Origin of the sequence: Micromonospora sp. NPDC048930, from assembly GCF_043197935.1 — a bacterium.
Classification (GTDB): Bacteria; Actinomycetota; Actinomycetes; order Mycobacteriales; family Micromonosporaceae; genus Micromonospora.
In genome coordinates this window covers 38299-50374 of sequence record NZ_JBICUB010000020.1, presented here as the reverse complement: position 1 = coordinate 50374, position 12076 = coordinate 38299, and the positions used below count along the sequence as shown (strand labels likewise).

At 71.6% G+C, this 12076-nt stretch carries 13 protein-coding genes; 10 read left to right on the top strand and 3 right to left on the bottom strand.

Going from position 1 to position 12076, the window contains the following annotated elements; translation table 11 throughout:
* The first annotated feature begins 88 nt into the window (after positions 1–88).
* Both holA and ACGFI9_RS33065 read left to right on the top strand, forming a co-directional pair.
* Entirely contained in the window at positions 89–1069 is a 981-nt protein-coding gene (holA, locus tag ACGFI9_RS33070) for a DNA polymerase III subunit delta (protein ID WP_393184317.1), read from the top strand.
* Complete coding sequence (locus ACGFI9_RS33065) at positions 1066–1536, top strand: hypothetical protein (protein WP_393184399.1); 471 nt, start codon at positions 1066–1068, stop codon at positions 1534–1536. The genes holA and ACGFI9_RS33065 overlap by 4 nt, the downstream gene beginning before the upstream one ends.
* A 216-nt stretch (positions 1537–1752) precedes the next feature.
* Here ACGFI9_RS33065 and rpsT read toward each other — a convergent pair whose 3' ends face one another.
* Together rpsT and ACGFI9_RS33055 are read right to left on the bottom strand one after the other, a co-directional pair.
* The gene (gene rpsT, locus ACGFI9_RS33060) at positions 1753–2019 is read right to left on the bottom strand and encodes a 30S ribosomal protein S20 (RefSeq protein WP_393184315.1); all 267 of its coding nucleotides are present in this window, start codon (positions 2017–2019) and stop codon (positions 1753–1755) included.
* Positions 2020–2294: 275 nt separating this feature from the next.
* Complete coding sequence (locus ACGFI9_RS33055) at positions 2295–3272, bottom strand: phosphotransferase family protein (protein WP_393184313.1); 978 nt, start codon at positions 3270–3272, stop codon at positions 2295–2297.
* A 115-nt stretch (positions 3273–3387) separates the two neighbouring features.
* Between ACGFI9_RS33055 and ACGFI9_RS33050 the strand changes: the two genes are divergently transcribed.
* The 8 genes from ACGFI9_RS33050 (at position 3388) to ACGFI9_RS33015 (ending at position 11151) form a co-directional block, all read left to right on the top strand.
* Positions 3388–3924 carry a DUF4240 domain-containing protein gene (locus ACGFI9_RS33050; RefSeq protein WP_393184311.1) on the top strand — a complete coding sequence of 179 codons (537 nt, stop codon included), beginning with the start codon at positions 3388–3390 and terminating at the stop codon, positions 3922–3924.
* A 95-nt stretch (positions 3925–4019) separates the two neighbouring features.
* Positions 4020–5897, top strand: a complete 1878-nt coding sequence (gene lepA / locus ACGFI9_RS33045; protein ID WP_393184309.1) for a translation elongation factor 4 — start codon at positions 4020–4022, stop codon at positions 5895–5897.
* Between the two features lie 373 nt (positions 5898–6270).
* Positions 6271–6552 (top strand): GlsB/YeaQ/YmgE family stress response membrane protein, encoded by a 282-nt coding sequence (locus ACGFI9_RS33040; protein ID WP_091664913.1) that lies wholly within the window; start codon positions 6271–6273, stop codon positions 6550–6552.
* A 262-nt stretch (positions 6553–6814) separates the two neighbouring features.
* The gene (locus tag ACGFI9_RS33035; RefSeq protein ID WP_393184307.1) at positions 6815–7096 is read left to right on the top strand and encodes a GlsB/YeaQ/YmgE family stress response membrane protein; all 282 of its coding nucleotides are present in this window, start codon (positions 6815–6817) and stop codon (positions 7094–7096) included.
* A gap of 230 nt (positions 7097–7326) precedes the next feature.
* Positions 7327–8619 carry a sugar ABC transporter substrate-binding protein gene (locus ACGFI9_RS33030; RefSeq protein WP_393184306.1) on the top strand — a complete coding sequence of 431 codons (1293 nt, stop codon included), beginning with the start codon at positions 7327–7329 and terminating at the stop codon, positions 8617–8619.
* Positions 8616–9602, top strand: coding sequence for a carbohydrate ABC transporter permease (locus ACGFI9_RS33025; RefSeq protein ID WP_393184304.1), 987 nt, complete (start codon positions 8616–8618; stop codon positions 9600–9602). Before ACGFI9_RS33030 ends, ACGFI9_RS33025 begins: the two co-directional genes overlap by 4 nt.
* Positions 9599–10429, top strand: coding sequence for a carbohydrate ABC transporter permease (locus tag ACGFI9_RS33020; RefSeq protein WP_393184302.1), 831 nt, complete (start codon positions 9599–9601; stop codon positions 10427–10429). The genes ACGFI9_RS33025 and ACGFI9_RS33020 overlap by 4 nt, the downstream gene beginning before the upstream one ends.
* 77 nt (positions 10430–10506) lie before the next feature.
* Complete coding sequence (locus ACGFI9_RS33015; RefSeq protein WP_393184301.1) at positions 10507–11151, top strand: MOSC domain-containing protein; 645 nt, start codon at positions 10507–10509, stop codon at positions 11149–11151.
* A gap of 16 nt (positions 11152–11167) precedes the next feature.
* Here the strand turns inward: ACGFI9_RS33015 and ACGFI9_RS33010 are convergent, their stop codons facing one another.
* On the bottom strand, positions 11168–12031 hold the full coding sequence (locus ACGFI9_RS33010) for a hypothetical protein (RefSeq protein ID WP_393184299.1): 864 nt from the start codon (positions 12029–12031) through the stop codon (positions 11168–11170).
* Between the last annotated feature and the right edge of the window lie 45 nt (positions 12032–12076).

Below are 12076 nucleotides of genomic sequence, written 5' to 3'. Positions count from 1 at the left end.
AATCAAATGTCTGGATTTGCGCTGACTGCGGGCTGTGCCGTCACAGTCCTCGATGACCAGGCACGATCCGGTCGGAGCGCATGCGAGTATGGGCGACGTGACCCCCGCCAGCCTGCCCCCTATTCTGCTCGTTCTCGGCGACGAGGAGCTGCTCGCCACGCGAGCCGTCACCGAAGCCGTCGCCCGGGCCCGCAGCATCGACCCGGACGTGGACGTCCGGGAGTACCAGGCCGGCTCCCTGACGGTGGGCGAGATCGCCGAGATGCTCAGCCCCTCGCTCTTCGGTGGGCGGCGGGTGCTGGTGCTCCGGTCCGGCCAGGACGCCCGCAAGGACCTGGTCGCCGCACTGCTCGACTACGCGAAGAACCCGGATCCCGACGTGCAGCTCGTGGTGCTGCACCTCGGTGCGGCGAAGGGCAAGGCGTTCGCCGACGGGCTACGCGCGGCCGGCGCGACGGTCGTGCCGGCGGCGAAGCTCAAGGGGCACCGGGAGCGGGTGGCCTTCGTGCGGGACGAGATCCGCCGCAGCGGGGGCCGGTGCACCGAGGACGCGGCCGAGGCGCTGATCGCCGCGGTCGGCACGGACCTGCGGGAGCTGGCCGCCGCCTGCTCGCAGCTCGTCGCGGACACCGACGGGCGGATCGGGGCGGACACGGTGGCCCGCTACTACAAGGGTCGGGTCGAGGTGACCGGCTTCACCGTCGCCGACGCGACGATGATCGGCGACGTACCCGCCGCACTGGAGGCGCTGCGCTGGGCGCTGCACGTCGGCGTCGACCCGGTGCCCATCGCCGACGCGCTCGCCGACGGCGTCCGTACGGTGGCCCGGGTCGCCTCCGCCGGACGGGGCAGCCCGTACCAGCTCGCCAGCAGCCTGGGCATGCCGGCGTGGAAGATCGAGCGGGCACAGCGGCAGGGACGTGGCTGGACCCCGGAGGGCCTGGTCGAGGCGATGCGGGCGGCCGCCGAGTGCAATGCGGCCGTCAAGGGCGGCGCCGACGACCGGGCGTACGCGCTGGAGCGGGCGGTGTTCTCGGTCGCGGCAGCCCGGCAGGGCGGCGCCCGGTGACCCGACCCCAGTCCTGGGCGACCGTCTCGACGGACGACGAGCGGTACCGACCGCTCTATGCCCGGGTGCTGGGGCTGCGCTTCGTCAACCCGGGCGGGGTGCTCTGCTTCCTCTTCTTCGAGGGGTCGGTGGCGCTGGCCGTGCTGCTCGCCCTCGCCGAGCTGGTCAGTTGGTGGGCCGTGCTGGTCCTGCCGGCGGTGGTGGCGGCCATGGTCAAGCTCAACGACGTGGTCGCCGAGGTGGTGATCCGCACCGCCGCGCAGGTGCCCGACCAGGAACGGGACCGTTTCCGGCGGCAGATGGAGCCGGCCGTCGGGCGGGCCCGGGTGCCCGTGACGGCGCGGGCCCTGCCCGGCGCGGTGCCGGCCCGGGAGCCGGCGCCCCCTGCCCACCCCGAGGATCCGGTGCGCCAACCGGGCGGTGGAGAGCGGCGGGCGGACCGGGCCCACCCCGACCCGCTCCGCTGAACGCCCCGCCCCGCCCTGCCGCGTCCGGGCTGGTCGACGAGGTGTCGGCCGACGTCCGGCGGTGGTTGGCGTGGCGACCGCGCCGGATTCAACGATGCCGGGAGGCACGGCGTCGTGCGCGCCCCGGGAGGCGACGGGTCGTCCCCGGGACGCAGACAGCCGGAAGCCCCGAGGGTGGTTACCCCCGGGGCTTCCGGTCAGGTCTGAGGGCGCTCGTCAGGCCGAGAACGAGGCGACGCGCTTGGCGATCGCCGACTTCCGGTTGGCCGCCTGGTTGGCGTGGATGACGCCCTTGCTGGCAGCCTTGTCCAGCTTGCGGGCGGCGTCCCGCATGAGGGCGGTGGCCTTCTCGGTGTCGCCGGCCTCGGCAGCCTCGTTGAACTTCCGGATGGCGGTCTTCAGCGACGACTTGACCGACTTGTTACGCAGCCGGCGCTTCTCGTTCTGCCGGTTGCGCTTGATCTGGGACTTGATGTTCGCCACGCGACAGCCTCGTCTTGATAGCTCGGGTTGGTCTGATCCGCGCACGACGAGCATGCGTCATCGCCGCGCGAAGAGCCAGGTTACCAGGTCGCCCCGCCACGAGCCAAAACGGCTCAGCCCGCCCGGCCGGCCGAGCCGCCAACCAGGCAGACCGCATCGGCCGACCCGCGTCGGCCACCCCCCCAGCGGTCAACCCGCCCCGGCCGACCCGCACACGGGCCGACCCGCCCCGGCCGATCCGCAGGTCCTGGCCCGGGGTCAGGGGCCCGCCGGGCTCAGGTCCAGCCCTGCCGGGCGGCCAGCCAGCCGAGCGCCTGCTCGCCGCTCCACCGCTGGTGCGCCCGCAGGTGCGGGGAGGCGGTCGACCCTCCGGCCGCCGCGCTGATGAGGAAGTAGCCGGAGAGTGCGGCGAGCGTCACGTCCAGCGCGTCGGGCGGGGCGTCGGCCGCCGCCGGGTGGCCGGCGAAGGCGGCGTCCGCGTCCAGGCCGCTGGCGTACCCGGTGATCAGCAGGCTGGCCAGGTCGAACCAGGCCGGCCCGTGGCACAGCCAGGTCCAGTCGCAGAACCACGCCCGGCCGTCGGCGTCGAGCAGCACGTTGTCCACCCGCAGGTCGCCGTGGGCCAGCCCGCCGGTGGCGGCGTACGCGGGGAGGCGGGACTCCAGCGCGACCAGCTCGGGCAGCGGGGCCCAGGCCGGCAGCTCGGGCGTCGGCTCCCGGCCGGCGGCCACCTCGCCCCACCAGAGGATGTCGTCGCGGGCCAGGTCGGCGAGGCGGGGCAGCCCGAGCGCGGCCAGCTCCGCCGGCGGGTCGGCGAGCGCGGCGGCCACCTCGGCGTACCCGGTGAGGACGGCGTCCAGCTCGGCCGGGTCCCAGGGCAGCCCCGGGGTGTGCCCGTCGACGGCGGTCAGCGCCACCGCGTACCAGCCGGCCTCGGTGAGCGCCCAGTGCGGGCGGGGCACCGGCAGGCCGGCGGGGAGCCGGGCCAGGATCTCCGCCTCGTGGTGGTACCAGTCGACCAGGTGCCGTTGGTCGGCCAGCGCCGCCGCCTTGACGAAGACCCGGTCGCCGTCGGGGCCGGTCAGCAGCGCGGCGAAGCCCCGGGTGAAGCCGGCGCCGGCCACCCGGACCGCCGCCGGGGGCCCGCCGAGCCGCGCGGCGATCGCCTCCCGCAGCCCGCCGGGCAGCGCGGCCCAGTCGGGGCGGACGGCCGTCGCGGCGTACGGCACCGGGGGCAGCGAGATCGGCGGCACGCCCTCATGCTGCCCGACGAGTGTCGTACCGCGCTGGCAGCATCCGAGCCGTGGAGATGGACGAGTTCCCGCTGCCCGGCGAGGACCGGCGGTCGGTCTGGGAGACTGCCAGGCCATGAGGACCGACGACTTCTGGCAGCTGATCGACCAGGCCCGCGCCGGGGCCGGGGGAGAGCCCGACGCGGTCGCCGCCCGGGCGGTCGCCCTGCTCGCCGAGCGGGACCCGGCGGAGATCGTCGGGTACGCCCAGCACCAGCGGCGGGTGCTCGCCGCCTCCTACCGGGTCGACCTGTGGGGCGCGGCGTACCTGATCAACGGCGGCGCCTCGGACGACGGTTTCGAGTACTTCCGCGGCTGGCTGATGACCCAGGGCCGCGCGGTGTTCGCCAAGGCGGTGGCCGACCCGGACTCCCTGGCCGAGCTGCCCCGGGTCCGGGCCGCCGCGCTCAGCGGCGAGGAGTTCGAGTGCGAGGACATGCTGGCGGTGCCGTGGGAGGCGTACCGGAAGGCGACGGCGGCCGACCTGCCGGCCGACCGGGAGCCGGCCGCGGCGCCCGACCTCAACGACTTCTGGGACTTCGACGACGAGGACGAGGCGCGGCGGCGGTTGCCGAAGCTCGCCGCCCTCTTCGTCGAGCCGCCCGAGGAGTGACGGGGGAGGACCGGCCCGTGCCGGGCGACGTGGGAGCATAGAGGGGGCCGGCGCCGCGCCGGCCCGCTCACGTCAGCCGACCAGAACGGACCGCTGTGCCACCGACGCTCGATCCCGGCGCGAACGCTCCTGGTGCCACCGACCCGGCGCGCATCAGGAACTTCTGCATCATCGCCCACATCGACCACGGGAAGTCGACCCTGGCCGACCGGATGCTGCAGCTCACCGGCGTGGTCGACCCCCGGCAGATGCGCGCGCAGTACCTCGACCGGATGGACATCGAGCGCGAGCGCGGCATCACCATCAAGAGCCAGGCCGTCCGCATGCCGTGGACCATCCGGGAGGGTGACCGGGCCGGCGAGACCGCCGTGCTCAACATGATCGACACCCCGGGGCACGTCGACTTCACCTACGAGGTGTCCCGGTCCCTCGCCGCCTGCGAGGGCGCGATCCTGCTCGTGGACGCCGCGCAGGGCATCGAGGCGCAGACGCTGGCCAACCTCTACCTGGCCCTCGAGAACGACCTGCACATCATCCCGGTGCTCAACAAGATCGACCTGCCGGCCGCCCAGCCGGAGAAGTACGCCGAGGAGCTGGCCCACCTGATCGGCGGCGACCCCGCGGACTGCATCAAGGTCTCCGGCAAGACCGGTGAGGGCGTGCCGCACCTGCTCGACGAGATCGTCCGGCAGTTCGTGCCGCCGGTCGGCGACGCCGAGGCCCCGGCCCGGGCCATGATCTTCGACTCGGTGTACGACGTCTACCGCGGCGTGGTCACCTACGTCCGGGTGGTCGACGGGCTCATCAGCGCCCGGGACCGGATCAAGATGATGTCCACCGGCGCCACCCACGAGTTGCTGGAGATCGGCGTCATCTCCCCGGAGATGGTGAAGGCCGACGCGCTGGGCGTCGGCGAGGTGGGCTACCTGATCACCGGCGTGAAGGACGTTCGGCAGTCCCGGGTCGGTGACACCGTCACCATCAACGCCAACCCGGCGAAGGAGGCCCTCGGCGGGTACAAGGACCCGAAGCCGATGGTCTACTCCGGCCTCTACCCGATCGACGGCTCGGACTATCCCAACCTCCGCGAGGCGCTGGACAAGCTCAAGCTCAACGACGCCGCGCTGACCTACGAGCCGGAGACCTCGGGCGCGCTCGGCTTCGGCTTCCGCTGCGGCTTCCTCGGCCTGCTGCACCTGGAGATCATTCGGGAGCGGCTGGAGCGGGAGTTCAACCTCGACCTCATCTCCACCGCGCCGAACGTGGTCTACCGGGCCATCCAGGAGGACGGCCAGGAGATCGTGGTGACCAACCCGAGCGAGTACCCGACCGGCAAGATCGCCGAGGTGTACGAGCCGACGGTGCGGGCCACCGTGCTCACCCCCAACGACTACGTGGGCGCGGTGATGGAGCTGTGCCAGGGTCGCCGGGGCAGCCTGCTCGGGATGGACTACCTCTCCGCCGACCGGGTGGAGCTGCGCTACACCCTGCCGCTGGCCGAGATCATCTTCGACTTCTTCGACCAGCTCAAGAGCCGCACCAAGGGGTACGCCTCGCTGGACTACGAGCCCTCCGGCGAGCAGTCGTCCGACCTGGTCAAGGTGGACATCCTGCTGCACGGTGAGCCGGTGGACGCGTTCAGCGCCATCGTGCACAAGGACAAGGCGTACAACTACGGCACCACGATCGCGGCGAAACTGCGCACGCTGATCCCGCGCCAGCAGTTCGAGGTGCCGATCCAGGCGGCCATCGGCAGCCGGGTGATCGCCCGGGAGACCATCCGCGCCATCCGCAAGGACGTGCTCGCCAAGTGCTACGGCGGTGACATCAGCCGGAAGCGCAAGCTGCTGGAGAAGCAGAAGGAAGGTAAGAAGCGGATGAAGATGGTCGGCCGGGTGGAGGTCCCGCAGGAGGCCTTCATCGCGGCGCTCTCCTCCGACTCCGGGGACGGCAAGGCCCCCGGCAAGAAGTAGGCGCCCGCGCGCCGGCGACGGCTCCCGGTGGCTGCGCGGCGTCAGCCGCGCCCAGCTGGAGTTGTCGCACGAGACGGCCGGCGCCCCGCCCGCGACGACCCGTGACCCGGGTCCGTCCGGCCCGGGGCGCCGGCCGTTTCCGCGTACCCGGGGATGTTTTTCCGCCGCCGCGGACGCCCGCCGTCCGATCTGCCCGCACCCTGCGCCACCTGCGCGACCGTCCGATCCCGACGGCGACCCGGGCGGCAGGGCCGCGGGTGGCCGTCGGTGGTGATCGCCGGACGGGTCGGTTTGGGTTTTTGGCGCCTCGGGAACTTACCGGTCCGACAGGAACGACACAGAAGGTGTGTGACTACCTCGAAGGAGAACGACCGTGACCGTCTGGGGCATTCTTACCGCGCTCGTCGTTGGTCTGATCGTCGGCGCTCTGGGTCGCCTGGTCGTTCCGGGCCGCCAGAACATGCCGATCTGGCTGCACATGCTGATCGGCGTGGGTGCCGCGCTGCTCGGCACCGTGCTGGCCCGGGCCCTGGGCATCGCGACGGAGACCGCCGGCATCGACTGGACGGAACTGCTGGTGCAGGTCGTGCTGGCCGCCATCGCCGTGGCCCTGGTGGCCGGCGTGGGCCGTCGGCGCAGCGTCTCGCGCTACTGACCGCACCCACAAACGCCGAGCGGGCGTCCGACCCCAGGGTCGGGCGCCCGCTCGGCGTCTGCGGCGGCCCGTTCCGGGGATGACCACGTTCAATGCGAAAACCGGTGGCCGTACGCGGATTTTCGGAGCGAAAGCGCTGGTCGCGGCCGTTCGCCGGGATTGGTGGACGAAGTCGGTTTGGGTTTTCCGCCGGTCGGGCACTTAGCGGTCACGACAGTGAACACACGAACCGTGTGACAGATCTTTGAGGAGGAGAGCGACCATGACCGTGACGGGCATCATCACCGCGCTCATCGTTGGTCTGATCGTCGGCGCTCTGGGTCGCCTGGTCGTTCCGGGCCGCCAGAACATGCCGATCTGGCTGCACATGCTGGTCGGCGTGGGTGCCGCGTTGCTCGGCACCGTGCTGGCCCGGGCCCTGGGCATCGCGACGGAGACCTCGGGTGTCGACTGGATGGAACTGCTGGTGCAGGTCGTGCTGGCCGCCATCGCCGTGGCCCTGGTGTCCGGCGTGGGTCGCCGGCGCAGCGTCTCGCGCTACTGACGCAACAATTCCGAAACGGCTCAGCGGGCGCCCGACCGTCAGGTCGGGCGCCCGCCGGCGTCTGTGCCAACTGTCGTGAGCTGCCCGGACGGCACCCCTGCCGCCCGGGCGGGCGGCTGCGATACCGTCGCCTCGCCCGGCCGTCGCGAGTACCCCCTGTTGTAAAGGAAATTTTCCTACTAAGGTGCGGCGGAGAAGGTTAGTGCCAAACGGCGCGAGGGAGATATGGCGTGAACAGGTGGAAGCGGCTGGCTCCGGTCACCGCCATCGTGGCCTCGGCCGCGATGGTGCTGGCCGGGTGCGGTGGCTCCGGGGACGACGACAAGGCCGCGGACAACAGCAAGCTGACGGTCTGGATGATGGGTGAGGGCGGCGACGCCCAGACCAAGTTCCTCGACGGCGTCGAGGCCGAGTTCAAGAAGAAGCACCCCGAGACCGACGTCGTGGTGCAGTACATCCCCTGGCTCGAGGCGCCGAAGAAGTTCCAGGCCGCGCTCGCCGGTGGTGAGGGTCCGGACGTGACCGAGCTCGGCAACACCGAGACCCAGGGCTGGGCGGCGCAGGAGGCCCTGGCCGACGTCACGGACAAGTTCAACGGCTGGTCCGAGGGGAAGGACATCCTCCCCGACCTGGTCAAGAACGCGCAGCTCGACGGCAAGCAGTACGGCGTCCCGTGGTACGCCGGCGTGCGCGCCATCTACTACCGCACCGACTGGTTCGCCGAGGCCGGCGTGAAGCCGCCGACGACCTGGGACGAGCTGGTCACCGTGGCCAAGACCGTGCAGGCCAAGAAGCCCAACACGTACGGCATCGCCCTGCCCGGCAACTCCGAGCTGCCGTTCTACTCGTTCCTCTGGGCCGCCGGCGCCGAGATCGCCACCAAGCAGGGCGACACCTGGAAGTCCGGCTACAACACGCCGGAGGCGCAGAAGGCCGTCAAGTTCTGGACCGACCTGGTGACCGTGCACAAGGTCGCCCCGCCCGCCGCCGCCGGCTGGAACGAGGTCGACGCCCGCACCCAGTTCGCCACCGGGAAGGCCGCCATGGCGTTCGCCGGTAGCTGGCAGGGCGGCGCGATGAAGAAGGACAACCCGGACATCGAGAAGGTCTGGGGCACGTTCCCGATCCCCGGCCCGGACGGCAAGCCGGCCCCGGCCTTCGCCGGCGGTTCCGACATCGCCCTCTGGAAGGACAGCAAGAAGCAGGACCTGGCCTGGGACTACCTGACCGTGCTGCTGAGCAAGCAGAAGGACCAGGAGTTCGCCAGCAGCCTCGGCTTCTTCCCGGTCTACAAGGACCTGGTCGGCGGCGGCAACTACGCCAACGACAAGGTGATGGCCGCGTTCGCCACCGCCATGCAGAACACCAAGCTGACCCCGCTGACCCCGAAGTGGGTCGAGGTCAGCCGGACCAAGACGGTGACCCAGGCGATGAACAGCTCGGTCATCAAGGGTCAGAAGACGGTCGAGAAGGCCACCGCCGACGCGGCCACCGAGATGGAAAGCATCCTCAACGCCAAGTGACCACGCTGACCGAGGCCACCGGCGAAGCCGCCGCGCGGGAGACCCCCGCGCGGCGGCGCCGTCGCGTGGACCGCCTCCCGTACCTGTTGCTCCTGCCCTGCCTGGCGATCATCGCGGTGCTGCTGCTCTGGCCGCTCGGCCAGGTCGTGATGATGTCCTTCTACAAGCTGGACAGCGTCCGGCAGCTACGGGGGGACCGCGAGTGGCCGTGGGTCGGCCTGGCCAACTACACGCACATCCTCGGCGACCCGTTCTTCCGTACGGTGCTGCGCAACACCGTGCTCTTCGCCGTGGCCAACGTGGTGCTCACCATGATCCTCGGCACCCTGGTCGGGCTGCTGCTCAACCGGCTGGGAAAGAAGATGGCCACCTTTGTGGCCAGTTGCGTGATGCTCGCCTGGGCCACCCCGGCGCTGACCGGGACGATCGTCTGGAAGTGGATCTTCGACGACACCAGCGGCCTGGTCACCTGGCTGTTCAACAAGCTCCCGGACGGGCTGTCCACGACGCTCTTCGGGCGTAGCGACTGGACCGGCTACGGCTGGTTCAACGACCCGCTGCTCTTCTTCGCGATCCTCACCCTGGTGGTGGTCTGGCACTCGTTCCCGTTCATCGCGGTGAGCGTGCTGGCCGGGCTGAAGAGCGTGCCGAGCGAACTCCAGGAGGCGGCCCGGGTGGACGGGGCCGGCCCGTGGCGGGTGTTCTGGTCGGTCACCTTCCCGATGCTGCGCCCGGTCTTCGGCATCCTGGTGGTGCTCTCCACCATCTGGGACTTCAAGGTCTTCACCCAGCAGTTCGTGCTGGCCGGCGGCACCCAGGACCGCTCGACCTTCATGCTGTCGATCTACTCGTACGCGGAGGCGTTCTCGCCGCCGCCCAAGTACGGCCTCGGGTCGGCGATCGCGGTCATCCTCACGCTGATCCTGCTCGTGGTGACCGCCCTGTACGTCCGCATGGTGCTCCGGCAGGAGGACGAGTCGTGAAGAAGGTCGCCCTCAACGCCGCCGGCCTGCTGGTCGCGCTCTTCGCGGCCTTCCCGGTCTACTGGATGGTCGCCACCTCGCTGAAGCCCAACCGGGAGATCTTCTCGGCCACCCCGCGCCCGGTGCCGGCGAAGCCGACCCTGGAGCACTACCGGGAGATCCTCACCGGGAACCTCATCCCGGGCGTGACGTTCACCGACTTCTTCCTCAACAGCGCCCTGGTCGCGGTGTCGACCGTGCTGCTCAGCGGCCTGGTCGCGCTGCTCGCCGCGACCGCGGTGGCCCGGTTCCGGTTCCGGCTGCGCACCACGTTCCTGATCCTGCTGCTCGTGGTGCAGATGATCCCGCTGGAGGCGCTGGTCATCCCGCTCTTCCTGATGATCCAGCGGCTCGGGCTCTACAACACCCTGCCCAGCCTGATCCTGACCTATCTGGGCTTCTCGCTGCCCTTCGCGGTGTGGATGCTGCGCGGCTTCGTGGCCGCCGTGCCGAAGGAACTGGAGGAGGCGGCGGCGATCGACGGCGCCAGCCGGGCCCAGACCTTCCGCCGGATCCTCTTCCCGCTGGTCGCCCCCGGACTGGTCGCGACCAGCATCTTCTCCTTCATCACCGCCTGGAACGAGCTGATCTTCGCGTTGACCTTCGTCAACGACCAGCACAAGTACACCCTGCCGGTGGCGATGACCTTCTTCTTCGGGCGCGACGACACCGCCTGGGGGTCGGTGATGGCGGCCTCGACGCTCTTCACCCTGCCGGTGATCGTGTTCTTCCTGCTGGTACAGCGCCGGATGGTCTCCGGCCTGGTCGCCGGGGCGGTCAAGGGCTGAGCCCGGGTGCCGGTGCAGCCCGGCGGACCCGGGTGCGCCCACCGGCCGGGTGATCGTCGGCGACTAGGCTGACCGCCATGACGGGCAGGCTGGCGGCGGTGAACCTCGGCGTGGTGACCGAGGCGGAGTGGGCGGGCGACCCGAGCGGTCGCAGCGGCATCGACAAGCGGCCGGCCGACGGCCCGGTGGCGATCCGGTTCGCCGGAGTGGTCGGCGACTTCATCGGCGAACGGGCCCACCACGGCGGCCCCGACCAGGCCGTGTACGCGTACGCCGAGGAGGACGCCGGCTGGTGGGCGGCCGAGCTGGGCCGGCCGATCGGGCCCGGCGCCTTCGGCGAAAACCTGACCACGTACGCGGTGGACGTCACCGGGGCGGTGATCGGCGAGCGGTGGGCGGTCGGCACCGCGCTGCTGGAGGTCACCAAGCCGCGCACCCCGTGCACCACGTTCGCCGGGTTCTGGGGGATGCCGGACCTGATCAAGCGGTTCACCGTGCGGGCCGCGCCCGGGGCGTACCTGCGGGTGCTGCGGGAGGGCGAGGTCGGCGCGGGGGACCCGGTCGAGGTGGTGGAGCGCCCGGCGCACGGGGTCACCATCGGTCAGGTGTTCCGGGCCACCTCGCTGGAGCCGGAGCTGCTGCCCGCGCTGCTCGACGTGCCGGAGCTGCCCGCGTCCATCCAGGAGAAGGTCCGCCGCCGGCTCGGCGTCGCGCCCGCCTGAGCGGGGCGCCGGCCGGTCAGGTCGCCGCGAAGACCTCCGCCAGCACCTGGGTCGGGGCGTCGCCGTTCTGCACCCGGGCCCAGGTGCCGTGCTCGGCCGTCCACTCCAGGCCGCCGAAGCGGACCCGCTTCACCCCGTGGTCGTCGGCGTGCGAGACCAGCCAGTGGGCGTACCGCCAGCCGTTGCGGTTGTCCGTCGCGGGGACCGCGAAGTCGGTCAGGTCGGTCGGCGCGGTGAGGCCGGCCAGGCCCCAGTCCAGCGCCAGGTTCTGCACCAGCGCGGTGGCGGCGGCCGGGCCGCGCATCGTCGGCGTCGGCCCGACGGTGCAGGCCACCGCGCCGGTCGCGTCGCCGAGCAGCGCCCGGGTCAGGACCGTCGACTCGTCCGCCCACTTCTGGTACGCCTCCGGGTAGGCCGACCGCTGCACCCGCTGGGCGGCCTCGGTGACCCGCATCTTCTCCCAGCCCCTGACCTTCTTCAGCGCGGCGTAGAACTTGTTCGCCGCGTAGCGCGGGTCGCGGATCTGCTCCCGGGTGCCCCAGCCCTGGCTCGGGCGCTGCTGGAACAGCCCCAGCGAGTCCCGGTCGCCGTGCGCGATGTTGCGCAGGTGCGACTCCTGGTACGCGGTCGCCAGCGCCACCACCACGGCCCGCTCGGGCATCTGCCGCTGCATGCCGATCGCGGCGATGGTGGCCGCGTTGGCCATCTGGTCGGCGCCGAGCACGACCCGTCCGTCGGCCTGCACGGTGCAGGTGCGGCTGGCCATCGGGAGGCGGAGCTGCTGGCCGAACTGCTTGGCGACGAACCAGACCCCGAGCAGGGCCAGGACGCACACCGCCACGCCGGCCGCCATGATCGACACCCGAGTTCGCACCCGCACCTCCTGTTCCGACAGTTCGCAAGAGTACGTGTCCGGATGGGCGGA

Coding starts and splice junctions, on each gene's coding strand:
- holA (WP_393184317.1), top strand. CDS start 89: ATGGGCGACGTGACCCCCGCCAGCCTGCCCCCTATTCTGCTCGTTCTC.
- ACGFI9_RS33050 (WP_393184311.1), top strand. CDS start 3,388: ATGAGGACCGACGACTTCTGGCAGCTGATCGACCAGGCCCGCGCCGGG.
- ACGFI9_RS33035 (WP_393184307.1), top strand. CDS start 6,815: ATGACCGTGACGGGCATCATCACCGCGCTCATCGTTGGTCTGATCGTC.
- ACGFI9_RS33015 (WP_393184301.1), top strand. CDS start 10,507: ATGACGGGCAGGCTGGCGGCGGTGAACCTCGGCGTGGTGACCGAGGCG.